General features: G+C 65.3%; 21 protein-coding genes. 9 read left to right on the top strand and 12 right to left on the bottom strand.

Going from position 1 to position 17,180, the window contains the following annotated elements; all coding sequences use genetic code 11:
• Nucleotides 1-57: 57 nt before the first annotated feature.
• Nucleotides 58-1,905, bottom strand: coding sequence for a DUF885 domain-containing protein (locus AC58EF_RS19195; protein ID WP_497277976.1), 1,848 nt, complete (start codon nt 1,903-1,905; stop codon nt 58-60).
• Nucleotides 1,906-2,373: 468 nt separating this feature from the next.
• Nucleotides 2,374-3,189 carry an HpcH/HpaI aldolase/citrate lyase family protein gene (locus AC58EF_RS19190; RefSeq protein WP_497277975.1) on the bottom strand — a complete coding sequence of 272 codons (816 nt, stop codon included), beginning with the start codon at nt 3,187-3,189 and terminating at the stop codon, nt 2,374-2,376.
• 97 nt (nt 3,190-3,286) lie between these two features.
• On the opposite strand from AC58EF_RS19190, the gene AC58EF_RS19185 reads away from it, so the two are divergent.
• The 4 genes from AC58EF_RS19185 to AC58EF_RS19170 all read left to right on the top strand — a co-directional run bounded on the left by AC58EF_RS19185 (nt 3,287) and on the right by AC58EF_RS19170 (nt 5,769).
• Nucleotides 3,287-4,258 carry an SPFH domain-containing protein gene (locus tag AC58EF_RS19185; protein ID WP_497277973.1) on the top strand — a complete coding sequence of 324 codons (972 nt, stop codon included), beginning with the start codon at nt 3,287-3,289 and terminating at the stop codon, nt 4,256-4,258.
• Between the two features lie 136 nt (nt 4,259-4,394).
• Complete coding sequence (locus tag AC58EF_RS19180) at nt 4,395-4,841, top strand: NfeD family protein (protein WP_497277971.1); 447 nt, start codon at nt 4,395-4,397, stop codon at nt 4,839-4,841.
• Between the two features lie 15 nt (nt 4,842-4,856).
• The gene (locus AC58EF_RS19175; protein ID WP_497278067.1) at nt 4,857-5,465 is read left to right on the top strand and encodes a hypothetical protein; all 609 of its coding nucleotides are present in this window, start codon (nt 4,857-4,859) and stop codon (nt 5,463-5,465) included.
• Nucleotides 5,347-5,769 (top strand): GSCFA domain-containing protein, encoded by a 423-nt coding sequence (locus tag AC58EF_RS19170; RefSeq protein ID WP_497277970.1) that lies wholly within the window; start codon nt 5,347-5,349, stop codon nt 5,767-5,769. The genes AC58EF_RS19175 and AC58EF_RS19170 overlap by 119 nt, the downstream gene beginning before the upstream one ends.
• Here AC58EF_RS19170 and AC58EF_RS19165 read toward each other — a convergent pair.
• Entirely contained in the window at nt 5,652-6,251 is a 600-nt protein-coding gene (locus AC58EF_RS19165; protein ID WP_497277969.1) for a YdeI/OmpD-associated family protein, read from the bottom strand. The two genes, AC58EF_RS19170 and AC58EF_RS19165, sit on opposite strands and share 118 nt — an antisense overlap.
• 30 nt (nt 6,252-6,281) lie before the next feature.
• Nucleotides 6,282-7,016, bottom strand: coding sequence for a bifunctional 2-polyprenyl-6-hydroxyphenol methylase/3-demethylubiquinol 3-O-methyltransferase UbiG (gene ubiG / locus AC58EF_RS19160; RefSeq protein ID WP_497277968.1), 735 nt, complete (start codon nt 7,014-7,016; stop codon nt 6,282-6,284).
• Nucleotides 7,017-7,218: 202 nt separating this feature from the next.
• Between ubiG and AC58EF_RS19155 the strand changes: the two genes are divergently transcribed.
• The 3 genes from AC58EF_RS19155 to AC58EF_RS19145 all read left to right on the top strand — a co-directional run bounded on the left by AC58EF_RS19155 (nt 7,219) and on the right by AC58EF_RS19145 (nt 10,619).
• Nucleotides 7,219-8,484, top strand: coding sequence for an aspartate kinase (locus AC58EF_RS19155; protein WP_497277967.1), 1,266 nt, complete (start codon nt 7,219-7,221; stop codon nt 8,482-8,484).
• A 123-nt stretch (nt 8,485-8,607) separates the two neighbouring features.
• Nucleotides 8,608-9,621 carry an NAD(P)H-dependent flavin oxidoreductase gene (locus AC58EF_RS19150; RefSeq protein ID WP_497277966.1) on the top strand — a complete coding sequence of 338 codons (1,014 nt, stop codon included), beginning with the start codon at nt 8,608-8,610 and terminating at the stop codon, nt 9,619-9,621.
• A gap of 86 nt (nt 9,622-9,707) precedes the next feature.
• The gene (locus AC58EF_RS19145; protein ID WP_497277965.1) at nt 9,708-10,619 is read left to right on the top strand and encodes a hypothetical protein; all 912 of its coding nucleotides are present in this window, start codon (nt 9,708-9,710) and stop codon (nt 10,617-10,619) included.
• A 40-nt stretch (nt 10,620-10,659) separates the two neighbouring features.
• Here AC58EF_RS19145 and AC58EF_RS19140 read toward each other — a convergent pair whose 3' ends face one another.
• The 5 genes from AC58EF_RS19140 to AC58EF_RS19120 form a co-directional block, all read right to left on the bottom strand.
• The gene (locus AC58EF_RS19140) at nt 10,660-11,127 is read right to left on the bottom strand and encodes an SRPBCC family protein (protein WP_497277964.1); all 468 of its coding nucleotides are present in this window, start codon (nt 11,125-11,127) and stop codon (nt 10,660-10,662) included.
• The gene (locus tag AC58EF_RS19135; protein ID WP_497277962.1) at nt 11,124-11,615 is read right to left on the bottom strand and encodes a VOC family protein; all 492 of its coding nucleotides are present in this window, start codon (nt 11,613-11,615) and stop codon (nt 11,124-11,126) included. The genes AC58EF_RS19140 and AC58EF_RS19135 overlap by 4 nt, the downstream gene beginning before the upstream one ends.
• Nucleotides 11,615-12,415: a VOC family protein gene (locus tag AC58EF_RS19130; RefSeq protein WP_497277961.1), complete on the bottom strand. Its 801-nt coding sequence runs from the start codon at nt 12,413-12,415 to the stop codon at nt 11,615-11,617. The genes AC58EF_RS19135 and AC58EF_RS19130 overlap by 1 nt, the downstream gene beginning before the upstream one ends.
• An 80-nt stretch (nt 12,416-12,495) precedes the next feature.
• Nucleotides 12,496-12,858 (bottom strand): DUF1428 domain-containing protein, encoded by a 363-nt coding sequence (locus AC58EF_RS19125; protein ID WP_497277960.1) that lies wholly within the window; start codon nt 12,856-12,858, stop codon nt 12,496-12,498.
• 24 nt (nt 12,859-12,882) lie between these two features.
• The gene (locus AC58EF_RS19120) at nt 12,883-13,329 is read right to left on the bottom strand and encodes a VOC family protein (RefSeq protein ID WP_497277959.1); all 447 of its coding nucleotides are present in this window, start codon (nt 13,327-13,329) and stop codon (nt 12,883-12,885) included.
• Between the two features lie 124 nt (nt 13,330-13,453).
• On the opposite strand from AC58EF_RS19120, the gene AC58EF_RS19115 reads away from it, so the two are divergent.
• Nucleotides 13,454-14,146, top strand: a complete 693-nt coding sequence (locus AC58EF_RS19115; RefSeq protein ID WP_497277958.1) for a winged helix-turn-helix transcriptional regulator — start codon at nt 13,454-13,456, stop codon at nt 14,144-14,146.
• Here AC58EF_RS19115 and AC58EF_RS19110 read toward each other — a convergent pair.
• Together AC58EF_RS19110 and AC58EF_RS19105 are read right to left on the bottom strand one after the other, a co-directional pair.
• Complete coding sequence (locus tag AC58EF_RS19110) at nt 14,121-14,441, bottom strand: DMT family transporter (protein WP_497277956.1); 321 nt, start codon at nt 14,439-14,441, stop codon at nt 14,121-14,123. The two genes, AC58EF_RS19115 and AC58EF_RS19110, sit on opposite strands and share 26 nt — an antisense overlap.
• 126 nt (nt 14,442-14,567) lie before the next feature.
• Nucleotides 14,568-15,308, bottom strand: coding sequence for an SDR family oxidoreductase (locus tag AC58EF_RS19105; protein WP_497277955.1), 741 nt, complete (start codon nt 15,306-15,308; stop codon nt 14,568-14,570).
• A 98-nt stretch (nt 15,309-15,406) separates the two neighbouring features.
• Here AC58EF_RS19105 and AC58EF_RS19100 point away from each other — a divergent pair, with 98 nt between their 5' ends.
• Nucleotides 15,407-15,844: a winged helix-turn-helix transcriptional regulator gene (locus AC58EF_RS19100; protein ID WP_497277954.1), complete on the top strand. Its 438-nt coding sequence runs from the start codon at nt 15,407-15,409 to the stop codon at nt 15,842-15,844.
• A gap of 79 nt (nt 15,845-15,923) precedes the next feature.
• Here the strand turns inward: AC58EF_RS19100 and AC58EF_RS19095 are convergent, their stop codons facing one another.
• Entirely contained in the window at nt 15,924-17,090 is a 1,167-nt protein-coding gene (locus tag AC58EF_RS19095) for a pyridoxal phosphate-dependent aminotransferase (RefSeq protein ID WP_497278061.1), read from the bottom strand.
• Nucleotides 17,091-17,180 lie beyond the last annotated feature (90 nt).

Here is a 17,180-nt window from a genome sequence, read left to right as displayed (position 1 = left end):
GAAGCAGATAGCACTGCGCTTCTCGTTTCTCGACACGCTCGAAACGAACGGAGGTAGTTAGGCGCTCCGTCGCTCCTTTACATAGGCGTCGACCGTCTTCGCCAGCACGGTCATCGGCACGCCGCCGCCCTTCACCACGGCGTCGTTGAACAGGCGGAAGTCGAATTTATCGCCAAGCGCCGTCTTGGCCATCTCCCGCAGGCGGACGATTTCGCCATGGCCGACCTTGTAGCCGCAGGCCTGTCCCGGCCAGGCGCAATAACGATCCACCTCACCCTGCACATCCTCGACCGTGGAGCCGTTGGTGGTGGCGAACCAGTGGATGGCATGATCGCGGGTCCAGCGCTTGGCATGAAGGCCGGTGTCGACCACCAGCCGGCAGCAGCGATAGGCGATGGACTGGAGATAGCCCAGCCGCCCGGCGACATCGCCGTCATAGACGCCCAGCTCGTCGCCCAGCTGCTCGGCATAGAGCGCCCATCCCTCACTATAGGCGTTGAAGGCGAGCAGCGAGCGGATCAGCGGCAGCTTGTAGGTATATTCGCCCTGCCAGATATGGCCGGGAATCCCCTCATGATAGCAGAGGGTGGGGAGCGCGTAGCGCGGCCAGATGCTGGTGTCGCGCAGGTTGATATAATAGTTGCCGGGGATGGAGCCGTCGATCGACCCCGCGCCGGCATAGGCGCCGGGCGCGCCCGCCTCGATCTCCACCGGCACGCGCTTCACGATCAGTTTCGCGGGGACCAGCGTGGCGAAGGCGCGGGGCAGGCGCGTGCGGATGTCGGCCAGGCGGCCGTCGATGAAGCTGAGAATCTGCTGGCGGCCAGTGTCGTCATTGGGGAAGAGGTAGCGCGGGTCTTTCCCCATGGCCGTCATGCGTTCGCCGACAGTGCCCCTGGTCATGCCCAGCGTCTTGAGCAGCCGGTCCATTTCGGATTGCAGCGCGGCGAGCTGGTCGAGGCCGAGCCTGTGGACCTCCTCCGGCGTGCGGTTGGTGGTGGTGCCGGCGCGCAGCGCCCAGGCGTAATAAGCTTCGCCCTGCGGCAGTTTCCATACGCCCGCGTCCATGGTCGCGCCGCCGCGCTGGCGCTGGAGTTCGGCGATCTGGCGGGTAAGGGCGGGGGCGACCTTCTCCCGCACGATCTGCTGCGCTTTCGCGGCATAATCGCCCGGCATGTCCTTCGTCCGGCGGGCGATCGAGGTGACGGGCGCCCATTGGCCTACGGCCAAGCCCTGCACGCTCGTCATCTGCCGGAGCGTCTTGTCGAGCAGGAAGGCGGGCGCGACGACGCCCATCCCGGCATCATGTCGCAGCCGTTCGGTCTCGCCGTCGAGATTGGCGGCATAGGCGGTGAGGCGGGCGAGGTAGGCGTCGGCATCCGCCGCGTTGGCGATGGGATGGTTGGAATCGAGGAAATCCGGGGTCTCGACGAAGCTGCCGGTGTTTTGCGCCACGGCATAGGGCGCGTTGCGATAGGACCAGTTGCTGTTCATCATCGCCATGTCGCCAAAGGGGAAGGCGAAGCCGTCCGCCGCCAGCTCATGGCTCGCCAGCACGACCTCGACATCGGTGCGGGTGGCGGGGGAGAGATGGGTGAGGTCGATGCCGCGGAGTTTGGCGAGGCGATCCTGCACATGGGCGGCGATCCGCGCCTGACCGGCGGGGCTTTTGTCGCCAAGGCGGCGCTTGAGCGCGCGCCGCGCTCCGGTGTCGATGCCAAGGCCGCTGGCGGTTTCGGGCGCGTCGGCCAGCATCGCTTCGGCCATGTCGGACAGGATCGCCTGCGCCCGCGCATCGGGCGCGGCGATGGCGGCGGCGCTTTGGGCAAGGGCGCGGGCGGGGAGAGCGGCAAGGGCAAGGGTGGAAGAGCCGGCGACCAGGAAATCGCGGCGGGAGGTCGTCATGGGAAAAGAGTCTCCGGTGGAAAACGCTCGCTCAACTTGGCATATTTCCTGTAGATTTCGACATGATATTTCCTGCTCGCGACAGATTATGACAGGGGCGCGGGTCGGCGCGGGGGTGTGTGAAGCCTGCGAAGTTCACACTATTGTGGCCGACGCATTTGCGCGGGAACGGAAGGGCGGCGTGCACTTCGCAATAGGAGAATTTTTGCGAAATCGCGCGCAGCCCCTTTCCGGCAGGGTGCAGGACGAGGAGGTGCGACGGGAAGGGGATGGTTCATGATTGGAACATATCATGAATTTTGACGTGTAGGACAGCGGGCCATGGCCGCCGGCCGCCATGAGAGCATTTTTAAATCAGATGGAAACATCTGACGACTCGGAAAATGCGGAAAACAAAGGAAAATTAGAGCATGATCCGATTCAATCTGATCGGGTCATGCTCTAGCGGAGGGAAACAACGCCTCCCACTTACTCCCCCACCGCCTCCGCCCGCGCGATCAGCGTTCGGGCTTCCTCGACATGCATCGTCTCGATCATCCGGCCCTCGAAGCGCTCGGCCCCGCCGGTTGCCGCCTCGACCAGCCGCCGGGCATCCGCCACCGCCTGCGCGTCCGGGCCGAACACCTGGTTCGCCACCGTCACCTGGCTCGGATGGATCAGCGTCTTGCCGTCGAAGCCTTGGCGGTGACCCTCGGCGCATTCCGCCTCCAGTCCCGTCTCATCGTCCAGCCGGTTGAACACGCCGTCGAACACCGCGATGCCCGCCGCCCGCGCCGCCAGCACCACTGCCTGCAACGCATGGGACAGGCCCGCCCGCCCGGCCGATGGCGGAATGCCCAGATCCTTGCGCAGATCGTTATTGCCCATGAACAGCGCGGCGCAGCCTTCCCCCGCCGCGATCGCCGGCGCCGCCAGCACGCCGCGCGCGCTCTCGATCATCGCGATCACCGGCTTCTGGGTGACGCTGAACACATCCTTCACCTGCTTGGGATGCTCCACTTTGGGCAGCACGACATAGTCCGCGCCCGACGCCTTGACCGCGATCATCTCGACCCCGTGCCAGCGCGTGCCCTCGACATTGATCCGCACCGCACTCAGCCTGTCGCCAAATCCTTCGCCCAGCGCCTCGACCGCGCCGGCCCGCGCCGCTTCCTTGGCGTCGTCGGGCACCGCATCCTCCAGGTCCAATATGACCATGTCGCAGGGCAGGGTCCGCGCCTTGGCGATGGCGCGCGCATTGGATGCGGGCAGGAACAGCAGCGAACGGGCGTGGCGCAGTTGCATGGACTCACTCTCCTTTTGGCTCGGCCTTGGGCGGTTTGACTTTCCCCGTTAATGATTAGCGCGCATAATCCAACCCATGATCGGGGGAGAGATAGAGATGCTGACCACCTTCGCGCTTACCGTCACCGGCCTCGTTCTCTTCTACCTCGCCGTCAGCGTGAAGGTCGTGCGGCAGGGCTATCAATATACGATCGAACGTTTCGGCCGCTTTACCGAAGTGGCCCGGCCCGGCCTCAATTTCTACCCCGCCTTCTTCTACGGTGTGGGGCGCAAGATCAACATGATGGAGCAGGTGGTCGATATTCCGGGGCAGGAAATCATCACCAAGGACAATGCCATGGTGTCGGTCGACGGCGTGGTCTTCTTTCAGGTGCTGGACGCGGCCAAGGCGGCCTATGAAGTGGCCGAACTCTATGTCGCCATCATGCAGCTCGCCACCACCAATCTGCGCACGGTGATGGGGTCGATGGATCTGGACGAGACGCTGTCCAAGCGGGACGAGATCAACGCCCGCCTCCTGTCCGTGGTCGATCATGCCACCAACGCCTGGGGCATCAAGATCACCCGCGTCGAACTGAAGGACATCCGCCCGCCCGCCGACATCGTCAACGCCATGGGCCGGCAGATGAAGGCGGAGCGCGAGAAGCGCGCCAACATCCTGGAAGCCGAAGGCCTCAAAAGCGCCGAAATCCTCCGCGCCGAAGGCCAGAAACAGTCGCAGATACTGGAGGCGGAAGGCCGCCGCGAGGCCGCTTTCCGCGACGCCGAGGCACGCGAGCGCGAGGCGGAGGCCGAAGCCAAGGCGACGCAGATGGTGTCGGACGCGATCGCCGCGGGCAATCCGCAGGCGCTCAACTATTTCATCGCGCAAAAATATACCGACGCGGTGCAGCAGTTCGCCATCTCTCCCAACGCCAAGACCATCCTCTTCCCGGTCGAGGCGACCCAGCTCATCGGCACGCTGGGCGGGATCGGCGCGCTTGCGAAGGAGGCGCTGGGCGACGCGCCGGCGCCTCCGCCGCCGCCCGCCCCGCCGCGCCGCGGCCCCTTCGGCCAGAGCCAGGGATGACGGGGATGGCGATGCCGCTTTCTTCCATCCTCCATCGTCGCGGGAACCCACCTCCCGACCGTTCCACCGGACGCAGGGCCAGCGCCACAGCGCCTCGCCTCCACCGGGATGATGGCAGAAGGACGACCATGCACCCATGACCCACTGGCTCGCCCTCCTCCACGATCATTGGGCCTGGCTGGTCTTCGCCGCGCTGCTGGGCATGGCCGAGGTGGTGATGCCCGGCGTCTTCCTGATCTGGATCGCGATCGCGGCGGCGCTGACGGGGCTTGTCGCGCTGGCCGTGCCGATCGGCCTGCCGCTCCAGCTGCTCCTCTTCGCCGCGCTCAGCCTGATCGCGGTGTGGGGCGGACGCCGCTGGTATGCCGACCATCCGGTGGCCTCCACCGACCCCCTGCTCAACGATCGCACCGCGCGGTTGATCGGCCAGATCGTGACCGTGGTGGAGCCGATCAGCGGCGGCGAAGGCCGGGTCAAGGTCGGCGACAGCGTCTGGACCGCCCGCGGCGCGGATGCGGCCGTCGGCGTCCGGGTCCGCGTGACCGGCGCCGAAGGCGCGGTGTTGCGGGTGGAGCATCTGTAAAGGCGCCCCGCCTCCATGATCATCCGCAAAGGGCTCATCCGGTCCCGCCAGTCGCGCCTGAATCACATCCTTGGAGAGACAGTCCGTAACATTTCGGCCAGGCAGGCCGTCCGCAACATGCGCAGCATCGGCGAATATGCCCAATGGTCCGTCGGCGGCCCGGAAGCGGACGCCCAGGGATATGATAATGTCGTCGGCGCCATGGCGGGGGCCAGGGTCTTTCGCGAATTCACGCCCGTCATCACGCCCAAATTCCGCCTTGGCGAAAATCCGGCCCTGTTTACCAGCGGCTCCTGCTTCGCGCGCGAGATCGAATATGCGCTTCATGCGTTGGGCAAGACGGTGCTGAGCTGGTCGCCCGACAGCGGCCTGAAGGGCGGCTCGTTCAATCGCTACAATATCTTTTCCGTCATCAACGGCTTCCGCCTGGCACAGGGCGGCGGCTATGACGAGGGTCTGATGTGGGGAAACGCCGATCGGATGGATCGACTATTCCGGCAACGACGTGGAACCCACGCGGGAGGCGCTGGCCGCGGCCCGCAACGCCTCGATCCAGATCCACAAGCGGATCGCGCAGGCCGATGCCTTCATCCTGACCCTCGGCCTGGTCGAGACATGGTATGACCTCCAGACCAGCAATTATCTCAACTTCACGCCCAGCGAGGTTCTGGCGAGCAATCTCAGCCGCTTCGAATGCCGGATATCCGACTATGAGGAAAATCTTGAGGCGGCCAGATATCTGGTCGAGTTCCTGCGCACCCATTTCAACCCGGATCGTCCGTCATCCACCCTTCCCGTCATGCCCGTCTTTCACCGCTTCTCATATTTCCAGTTGCGGCTTTTGCCCTGCGCGATCCATTCGACCGCCTGGGCGACGCGCCTGTCTCGGGTGGCGTCGGTCTTCGCCTCGCCGATCCATTCGGCATAGTCGCGGATCTTGCCGGGCGGGAAGGCGGCCCAGATGGAGGCGGCGGCGGGGTTCGCCAGAATCGCGGCGGTGAGGGCGGGCGGAACGGGGAGCGCCTCGCGCGGCTGGCGGCGCTCCATCCATTGCGGTTTCGCGCCCGCGTCGATCATCGCGGCGGCCTTTGCCAGCATGGCGCGCAGATCGTCGTCGGAGGGGAGGTCGGCGAGGCTGGTGATCTTGCCGAGATGGCCCATGCCGCCCTGCTCGGCGCGGGCGGCGGTCTGGTCCTCGCTATACCAGAAGCCGATCGCGGCATGGCCCTTGAACGCGGCCATGGAGGCGAGATTCTTGGTCCGGTAGACGAAGTGGGGGAAGCTCCATTTGATCGCTTCGGCGACGTCGGGCCGGGCGGCGTGGACCAGTGCGCGGAAATGCGTGAGGATCGGGCGGGCGAAGTCGGCCTGGGCGGCGATATAGGCGTCGATTTTCGACTCTGGGGTCATCGCTCTTCCCCTTCAAACTGTCCGTCCGCTTTACGCCTTATGCCGCGCGGTCAGGAGATAGTTGATCGCCTTGTTCGCCGACAAGGTGAAGCCGCGCGCCGGATCGAAGCCGAGGCCGATGCTGTCCGTCACCTCCAGGCCCGCTTGCTCCAGCAGCGCGGTCAGTTCTTCGGGCCTGACGAACTTGCGCCAGTCATGCGTGCCCTTGGGGATGCCGCCGACGCTTTCGCCGATGGTGATCATGGCGAGGCGGGAGAGGGGCGTGCGGTTGGGGGTGGAGAGGATCATCAGGCCGTCAGGCGCCAGTTTCGCGGCGAGGGCGCGCACGAAGGCGGCGGGATCGGCGACATGCTCGATCACCTCCATCGACGTGACGAGATCATAGCCGGTGTCGGCCATCGCCTCGACCGGAGTGGCGCGATAGTCGATGGCGAGATGCTGGCCCCGCGCATGGGCATGGGCGGCGGCGATATTTTCTTGAGCCGCGTCGAGGCCGGTGACGGATGCGCCAAGGCGCGCCAGCGGTTCGGCGAGCAGCCCCGCGCCGCAGCCGACGTCGAGCGCGCGCTTGCCGTCGAGCGGGCGGAAGGCCTGTTCCTTCCCCGGCCAGTGCCGGTCGATCGCGGTGCGGATATAGCGCAGCCGCACCGGATTGAGCTTGTGCAGCATCGCGCTGGAGCCGGCGGGGTCCCACCAGTCGGCGGCCATCGCGCCGAAATGGGCGGCTTCCTTCGGATCGATCGTTGCGGCTGTCTCGGTCATCATGCATCCTGTTCTAGCAGGCCGGGGACGGGAGGCAAATGCGCCTATCCCGTTGAACGCAAAAGAGCCGGGCTGGCGGGGTGCGTCGATGCGGCGAAGCGCGCAGTGCGATTGCTTGCCATATCCGCCGCGGCTGCTAATAGGAGCGCCGTTTCGCCCCTTTGGGACATATTCTTTCACAACAGCAAGCAGGTTCGACAAGCAAATGGCGCGCATCGTGATGAAATTCGGCGGCACCTCCATGGCGGGGATGGAGCGAATTCGCAACGTGGCGGCGCGCGTCAAGCATGTCGTCGAACAGGGGCATCAGGTGGCGGTCGTCGTGTCAGCCATGGCGGGCGAAACCGACCGACTGGTGGGCTTCTGCAAGGAAGCCTCGCCGCTCTACGATCCGGCCGAATATGATGTCGTGGTGGCGTCGGGCGAGCAGGTGACGAGCGGGCTGCTGGCGATGACGCTGAAGTCGATGGGCGTGGACGCGCGCAGCTGGCTCGGCTGGCAGATGCCGATCCGCACGACCGAGGCCCATGCCAAGGCGCGCGTCGAGAAGATCGACACCGGCGCGCTGCTGGCGGAGATGGCGTCGGGCCAGGTGGCGGTGATCCCCGGTTTCCAGGGCATGATGGCCGATGGCCGGGTGTCGACGCTGGGCCGAGGCGGATCGGACACGTCGGCGGTGGCGGTGGCGGCGGCGGTCAAGGCCGATCGCTGCGACATCTATACCGACGTCGACGGCGTCTACACCACCGACCCGCGCATCGTCGCCCGCGCGCGCAAGCTGGACCTCGTCACCTATGAGGAGATGCTGGAGCTGGCCTCGGTCGGCGCCAAGGTGCTCCAGACCCGCTCGGTCGGCCTCGCCATGAAGGAAGGCGTGGTCGTGCAGGTGCTCTCTTCCTTCGATGATCCCACCCAGGACGACCTCCCCGGCACGCTGATCGTGAGCGACGAGGAACTGGAAGCCAAGCTCAAGGAAAGCAAGATGGAACGTCAGCTCATCACCGGCATCGCCCATGACAAGAATGAGGCGAAGATCATCGTCACCCGCGTGCCCGACAAGCCCGGCGCGGTCGCCAGCATCTTCGGCCCGCTGGCCGACGCGGCGATCAATGTCGACATGATCATCCAGAATGATTCCAAGGACAATGAGGAGACGGACGTCACCTTCACCGTCCCGCGCGCCGACCTGGCCCGCAGCGTCGACCTGCTGGAAGCGCACAAGGATGAGATCGGTTTCCGCCGCATCATCACCGACACCGAAGTCGCCAAGATCAGCGTCGTGGGCGTTGGGATGCGCAGCCATGCCGGCGTCGCCGCCACCATGTTCAAGACGCTCGCCGAACGCGGCATCAACATCGAGGCGATTTCCACCAGCGAGATCAAGGTCAGCGTGCTGATCGACGAGGACGAAACCGAACTGGCGGTGCGTGTGCTGCACACGGCCTATGGGCTGGACGCCCCGACGGCTTGATTTTTTGCCTCTCTCCGGTCAGGGGAGAAGAGATGATGGGCGAGGGGTCTGTTGCGGCACGCCCCCACCCCAACCCCTCCCCTGAAGGGGAGGGGCTTTTTGTGATTCTTGAAGGCTAGACTTATGACCACCGCCAAACTCGCTTCCCTGATGGCCCGCGGCACCGAATTTCTCGGCTGCGAGACGGCGATATTGTGCGGGGCGATGAGCTGGGTGAGCGAGCGGCATCTGGTGTCGGCCATCTCCAATGCCGGCGGTTTCGGCGTGATCGCTTGCGGTGCGATGACGCCCGAACTGCTGGACAAGGAGATTGCGGCGACCAGGGCGCTGACCGACAAGCCGTTCGGCGTGAACCTCATCACCATGCACCCGCAATTGTTCGACCTGATCGACGTCTGTGCGAAGCATGATGTCGGCCATGTCGTGCTGGCGGGCGGGCTGCCGCCCAAGGGCAGCATCGAGGCGATCAAGCAGAAGGGCGCGAAGCTGATCTGCTTCGCGCCGGCGCTGGCGCTGGCGAAGAAGCTGGTGCGATCGGGCGTCGACGCGCTGGTGGTGGAGGGCATGGAGGCGGGCGGCCATATCGGCCCGGTCGCGACCAGCGTGCTGGCGCAGGAAATATTGCCGGAAATGGCGGAGCAGGTGCCGGTCTTCGTCGCCGGCGGCATCGGCCGGGGCGAGGCGATCGCCGCCTATCTGGAAATGGGCGCGTCGGGCGTGCAGCTGGGCACCCGTTTCGCCTGCGCCACCGAGAGCATCGCTCATCCCGCGTTCAAGAAGGCCTTTTTCCGCGCTTCGGCCCGCGACGCCATCGCCAGCGTTCAGATTGACCCGCGCCTGCCGGTCATTCCCGTGCGCGCGCTCAAAAATGCGGGGACCGAAAGTTTCACCGCCAAGCAGCGCGAGGTCGCCAACCTGCTGGACAGCGGCGCGGTCGACATGGGCGAGGCGCAGTTGCAGATCGAACATTATTGGGCCGGTGCGCTGCGCCGCGCGGTGATCGACGGCGATGTCGAGGGCGGATCGCTGATGGCGGGCCAGTCGGTGGGCATGGTGACGAAGGAAGAACCGGTCGCCGACATCATCGCCCAGTTGATGGCCGAGGCGCGCCAGGCGCTGGAACGGCGAGCCGCCTGAAGGGTTGCGGTGAACGGAGCATAAGGCATATTCCCCCCGGCCCTTTTGCCCGGCATGACCGGACATAGTGATTTTCGGAGTGTTTAATGTCCGCAACGTGCCGTTTCTATGGGCGGATTTCCCTTGTGTCGCTGGCGGTGCTGGCGGCCTGTTCGACGCCCAAGCCGCCCCCGCCGCCGCCTGCGCCCCCGCCGCCGGTCGTTCCGACCGTCCGTCCTGTGCCGCCGAACAATGCGGCCGAGGGGATGAGCCTGCCGACCAAGGACGAGGCAGGCGACTATCTGACGCCCAACCGCAAGGTGACGTCGAACACCGCGCTCTGGCATGTGCGCATGGCGCTCAATGTCGCGGCGCTCAATTGCGAACGTTTCGGCTCCACGGCGCGCATCCAGTATAACCAGATATTGACCGTGCACAGGGCGATCCTGACGGACGCCAATGCGGCGGTCGACCGCAACTACAAGGTCGCCTACGGGCGGGCGGGCGTGGGATCGCGCGAGCAGCTCAACACCATCGTCTATAATTTCTTCGCGCTGCCGCCGGTCATCAAGAGCTTCTGCCCGGTGGCGACCGCCGTGGGTGCGAAGATACTGACGATGCCGTCCGGTGCGCTGCTGGCCTATGCGCCAGAGGCGCTCAAGGAGCTGGAAAAGCCCTATCAGGAATTTTACGCGGCCTATGCGGACTATCTGCGCCGGCTGGCCGAATGGCAGTCCCGCTTCGGCGGGACGGTGACGGTGGTGGTGTCGCCCACGCCGCTGCCGCCGCCGCCCGTGCCGCCAGGCGAAGCGCCGCCGCCGGCCGGCTGGTCGCCCAGCTACACGACCGCGCTGGAAAAGGCGGCTCCGATTCCGGGCGAGGCGCCAGCGGGAGCGGCCACGCCGTCCGTTGCGCCGGTGCTTTCCGGCCCGCCGGCAGTGACGCGGACACAGCCGGCCCAGCCGGGCACGGCCGCGCCGACATTGACGGTGCAGCCGCTACCGGCGCCGGTGGAGTAGGCGTGCATCGACCTGCGTTTCCATCTGGCTCGAAATCGCTCTAGGCGCTCGCCGCCGACGTCTCGCTCAGCGCCTTGAACTGCTCGATCATCTGGTCCCAGCCGGGATGGAAGCCCATTTCCTCGTGCCGCGCCATGGCCTCCGCGTCCCAGTGGCGCGCGGTCGCGGTGAAGCGCGTTCCCTCGCCTTCGTCCGCAAATTGCCAGATCGCGGTCATGAAGGGCGTCTGCGGAATCCAGCCCGACGCATAAGCGTCGGTCGTCACCACCCGCTCGCCCGGCACGACTTCCAGGAACACGCCCTCCATCGGCCCCGTCTCCTCGCCGTCAGGGCCGAACATCTGCACCGCGCTGCGCCCGCCGGGGCGCAGGTCCTCCTCGATCACCTCGGCGCGCCAGGGCTTGGGACAGAACCATTCGTCCTTCAGGTCGGTCCATACCTTCCAGCAGATCGCGCGCGGGGCGGCGACATGGCAGGTGACGGACAATTCATGGCTTGCGTCGCTCATGCCGTCCTCCCTTCGAAAGCCGCCTGCATCGCGGCGGTGTCCAGCTTCCGCATCGTCATCATCACCTGCATCATGCGGGCAATGCCGTCCTTGTCGTCGGTCTGGTAATTGGCCATGATCTGCCGCGTCACGAGCTGCCAGCACAGGCCATATTTGTCCGTCACCCAGCCGCATGGCCCATCCTTGCCGCCATCGGCGGTCAGCGCGTCGAAATAGCGATCCAGTTCGGCCTGATCCTCGCACTCCACCGACAGCGACACCGCTTCGTCGAAGGTGAATTGGGGACCGCCGTTCAACGCCTGATAGCCTTGCCCGAACAGGGTGAATTCGACCAGCAGCACGCTGCCGCCCGGCAGCGGCGATGGCGAGGGATTCTGCTCGGGATAATAGCTTATATGGTCCACCGATCCGCCGAATACCGACACGTAGAAACGCGCCGCCTCCTCGGCCTGACCGTTGAACCAGAGGCAGGGGGAGATCTTGCTCATCACGCCGCTCCCTTGCTGCCGACCAGCGCGAACATCGCGCCCTGCGGGTCGGTCGCCTGGATGATCCACGCGCCGCCGGGCACTTCCATCGGCTCCTGCATCAGCTGGCCGCCGCCCGCCTTCACCCGCTCGACCGCGGCGTCGATGTCGCCGACGATGAAATAAAAGAGCCACAGCGGCATTGGCATCTGTTCGGGACGCGGCATGATGCCGCCCGTCATACCCTGAAAATCGGTCGCGCCGGTCTGGGAAACGAGTTGGTAGCTGCCCATCTCGCCCATATCCATCGCCTCCCCCTTGGTCCAGCCGAACTGGCCGGTGTAGAAGGCCAAATCCTTGTCGAAATCGCCGGCATAGAGTTCATGCCAGCCGACATGGCCCATAGGCATCCCCGCCGGCGCCTCCATCCCGTCCGGGCTGGAGCCTTTGAGCAGCATGAATATCGCCCCGCCCGGATCGGCCATCACCGCGAAGCGGCCGACGCCGGGGATATCCTCGGGCGGGCGCTTCACGCTGCCGCCCGCCGCGCTCAGCCGCTCGGCGTCCGCATCGACATCGTCCGACCCGACATAGCCGCCCCACCAGGGCGACATGCCGCAATCCTTGGCTTCGGCCGGGATCGCCATGATCCCGCCCATCGGCCCGGCGCTGCCCGACACCACATTATAGGGATCACCGCCCAGATCATCGCCGAAGGGCGCGCTGGTCCAGCCGACCACGTCGCCATAGAAGGCCAGCGCGGCTTGCGGATCGCTAGTCATCAGTTCGTACCAGAAGAATTTGCCGGAAAAGTCGGTCATCACGCCTCTCCTTTGAAATCTAAGCCCGTTCGCCCTGAGCCCGAACGGATGAGATGAAAATTCCAGAGCCAGTCCGGCGCTCAAGCCTTGGCGTCGAGCAGCACCTCGAACCCGCCATAGATCAGCCGTGCGCCGATGAAGGGCATGTCCTCGCCCTCCTTGGGCTGCATCCGCTCGTCCTTCATCACCTTCTCGGCGCCGGCGTCGCGGGTTTCCTTGTCGGGCCACTCGATCCAGGAAAAGACGACCTCCTCATCCTCCTCCGCGATCACGGCGGTGCGGAAGTCGTTGACCTTGCCGATCTTGACGTCGTTGCCCCAGCATTCGACGACGCGGGTCGCGCCATGCTCGATGAAGATCGGCGCGGCATAGGCGGCGACCTCCTTGTAGCGTTCCTTGTTGCCCTTGGGCACGGGGATCACGAAACCGTCCATATAGGCCATCGTCTCTCTCCTTTCATATTTGCTTTACGCCGCGGCGGGTTCGCCCTGTCCGCCGGCCATCGCCGCTTCGACGTCCATCCACATCACTTCCCAGATATGGCCGTCCAGATCCGCGAAATTGCGGCCATACATGAAGCCATGATCCTGTTTCGGATTGGGCTCGGTTCCGCCCGCAGCCAGCGCCCTGCCGACCACATCGTCGACCGCATCGCGGCTCGTCTCGCTCAAACACAGAAGAACCTGCGCGGTTTCATGGGCGTTCGGAATCTTGCGCGGCGTGAAACTGCTAAAGCGCGCATGGGTCAGCAGCATGACATGGATCACGTCCGAAAAGCGCATCATCTGCGCGCTGTCGTCGGCGAAATCATCGTTCCGCACGCCGCCCACCGCTTCATAGAAGGCGATGGCGGCGGGCAGGTCGCTGACGGGCAGGTTGACGAAAATCATCTTCGGAGCGGGTTCGTTCGACATCGCACTTCTCCTCGGGATTTTATCGGTTCGGCAGCACCCTTCTCTCCATCAGGGCGACTCACCGCTTGAACTTTGTGAACTCATCTATTATTTTATGCAACAGTTAAGTTAGAAAAGATAACCAATGAGTCAGCAAAACAAAAAGCGAGCCTATCAGGACGGATGCGCCGTCGCCCATGCGCTGGATATCATTGGCGATCGCTGGGCGATGCCGATCATGCGCGAACTGATGCTTGGTCCCAAGCGCTTCACCGACCTGCGCGCCGGCCTGCCCGGAATCAGCGCCAATATGCTGACGCAAAGGCTGGAGGAGCTGGAGGCGTCCAGCATCCTCGTCCGCCGCCGCCTGCCGCCGCCCGCCGCCAGCCAGATTTACGAGCTGACCGACTGGGGCCGCGAGTCGGAGATAGTCTTCCAGGTGCTGGGCCGCTGGGCCTGCCGCTCGCCCACGATGGAGCCGGGCAAGCCGATGAGCCAGGTGTCGGTGATATTGTCGATGCGCACCATGATCGACCGCGACCGCATCGGCGATCTCGACGCCAGCATCGGCTTCCGCTTTGGCGAGGAGGAGTTTCGCGCCACGCTGAAAGATGGCGATTTCCTGATCGACCGGGGCGAGGCGGCAGGCGCGGACACGATCATCACCGGCGACCAGAATGCGCTGGTCGCCATCCTCTATGGCGGCGCGCGTTATGCGGAGATGGCGGGCGTGCTGAGGGTCGAGGGGGACATGGCGCTGGCCGAACGCTTCGCTGGCCTTTTTCCGCTGCCCCCCAAGGCGCCCGACATGGTCAATGGGCCGCCGACAGCTTCATGAGCACCAGCCCCGCGAGGATCAGCCCCGCGGCGACCAGCCGCGCGGCGCTGACGCCCTCGCCCAGAAAGGCGACGCCGACCGCGAACGCGCCCAGCGCGCCGATCCCCGTCCAGATCATATAGGCCGTCCCCAGCGGCAGGCTGCGCATCGCCATCGCCAGCAGCCCGAAACTGGCGACCATTGTGCCCAATGTAACGAGGCTGGGGACGAGCCGGCTGAACCCGTGCGACTGTTTCATCGCAAAGGCCCAGACGATTTCCAGCAGACCGGCAACAAAAAGATAAACCCAGGCCATGACGGCTCTCCTTCCACAAGAGAACCGGGCCGTCCCGGACTTGAAACCCATGGTTGGGGGAGGACGTGGCCTCGCTTGCGAGGCGTGAGATAGGCATCCCCCCTTCAAGAGGCAAGCCCTTCGCCTTCAATGCGCCCCGTTCAGCATCCCGAACACCTGCGCGAATTCGCCGCGCTTCGTCGCCTCGCTCAGGAACTTCACCCGCTCGACATGGATTTCCGCCGGGGACGGCTGCTGCCGCAGCAGCCCCATCGTCTCGCTGATGAAGTCCGCGAGCGGCATCATCTGTTCATTCTCCGCATGGCCGGGCATCAGGTCGGTCTGCACGCCGGGCGGCACGATCTCGACCACTTCGACGCTGGTCGCCTTCAACTGTTCGCGCAGGGCGATGGACCAGCTATGGATCGCCGCCTTGGTCGCGCAATAGGTCGGCGTCGCCGCCAGCGGCACGAAGGCGAGGCCCGACGACACGGTCAGGATGGTCGACGCCGGCCGCCCCTCCAGATGCGGCAGCAGCGCATAAGCGAGGCGGATCGGGCCGAGCAGGTTGGTGGCGATCGTCGCTTCGGCGGTGGGAAGGTCGATCTTTTCCTCCGCCACCATGATCCCGGCGTTGAGCAGCACCGCGTTGAGCGCCGGGAAATCCGCGACCAGCCTGTCCGCGAAGGCGATGATCGCGGCGGGATCTTCCATGTCGAGCGTCATCGCCGCCATGCCGGGATGATCGGCCACGACCGCGTCCAGCGCCGCCTGCCGCCGCCCGGCGATGATGACCTGATTGCCCGCCGCATGAAATTCATGCGCCAGCGCCGCGCCGATGCCCGAACCGCCGCCGGTGATGAGGATGGTGTTGCCTGTGGATTGCATGGGTGGCTCCTTTCGATTGGCTTCGAAGGCAATCTAGGCCTACGCTCTCTTTTGGAAAGAAGGCACCTTTTTGTTCCATACATACCTGAAGGTTAGAAATGGCCAATCCGCTGCAAAATCGCTTCCGCGCTACCGATATCGCGCAGGCCGAACAGTATCTGGCGACCGAGCCGCCCGCCGATATCGACCCGCGCGTCGAACGACTCGTCAACGATTTGATCGGCCGCATCGCCGACAAATGGACGCTGCTCGTGCTGGAACTGCTGGAGGAGAAGGGCACGCTGCGCTTCACCGAGATCGGCCGGCAGGTGGAGGGCATCAGCCAGAAGATGCTCACGCAGACGCTGCGCCAGATGGAGCGCGACGGGCTGCTCACCCGCACCGTCCATCCGGTGGTGCCGCCGCGCGTCGACTATGCGCTGACCCCGCTCGGCAACAGTCTCAGCGCGGCCTTCTGCGGCGTCTGGGTCTGGGCAGAGCGCAATCTGGAAACGGTCGAGGCCGCACGCGCCCGTTTCGACGCGCGGGATCGATAGCGCCCGCCAGCGGCGCTTCTGACAGGAAAAGGCGCCCGGTTGCCCGGACGCCCTGACTGCCGGGATCGATAATCCTGATTCAGGCCTTGTAGACCTTGTCCACGGCGGCGCGGAACTTGGCCATGTCGTCGGCGGACCCCACGGTCACGCGCGAGACATTGGGCCAGATGGCCCAACTGCGGCCGATCTGCACCTTTTCCGGCGTGGCGAGCAGCGCCGTCTGCATCTCCTTGGCCGGCTTCTTCCAATTGACCATGAACATATTGGCCTGGCTGCCGGACTGGACTTCTAGGCCCTTCTTGGTCAGCCAGGCGATGGTTTCCTCGCGGTTGGCGATCATTTCCGCGCGACGGGCCTTGATGTGGGCCGCTTCGGTATAGACCGCATTGCCGCAGGCCATGGCCGTGATCGACAGGCCACCGGCGGTGGGGTTGAAGAGGTTGATGCGCTTTTGCACGTCCGGGTCGGCGAAGGTGAGGCCCAGGCGCACGCCCGCCATGCCGAACAGCTTCGAGAAGGTCCGCATGACGATCAGGTCCTTGCGGCCCGCCACCAGCCTCGCCGCGCTGGGCGCTTCGGAGAAGTGGATATAGGCTTCGTCGACCAGCAGGATGCTGTCCGCCGGCTTGTTCGCCAGCAGCCATTCGATGTTGGCCAGCGGCGTGACGGTGCCGGTGGGATTGTTGGGCGAGCAGATATAATAGAGGCCAGCATTGGGATTGGCGGCCAGCATCGCCTTCACGTCATGGCCCTTGCCGATCGCCTGGGGCGCCTTGGCGATGGGCGCCTTCAGATAATCGGCGGTGCGCCAGGCGGATTCGAAGGTCGGGTCAGCCGTCACCAGTCCCCTGGCCGGCGAGCAGAAGGCCGCGACGGTGCTGACCAGCGGGCCGCCCGATCCGGGCCACAGCATGACATGGCTTTCGGGAATGCCCTCGACCCCGGCGACGGTCTTGATGAGGTCGCCCTTGTAATTGTCGGGATCATACCAGTTGCCGAGCGAGGCGGCTCTGGCGGCGGCGTCGACACCCGACTGGAAGGGGCCGGTCCAGCATTCGTTGGAGCCGATGCGCACCGCGCCGGCGATGCCGCGCGCGGCCTGCTGCTGCGCCTGGGCCGCCCCGCCCAGCAGCGAACTGGCGGCGACGCCGGCGCCAAGCAATGCGGCGACCTCCCCCAGCTGGCGGCGCGAATAGCCGCGTTCGATCAGGTCGTCCCTGGCATCCTTGTTCAGCATCATGCTCATGTCGTCCGTCCCCGTTCCTGCAAATATGTCGGTCATGGGGAAGAACGAAGCGGCGGCGCATTTCCGCAATGCGCCGCCGCCGGGGAATTT

It is taken from the genome of Sphingobium sp. WR1, assembly GCF_059693745.1.
This window is presented reverse-complemented; position numbering and strand designations above follow the sequence as displayed.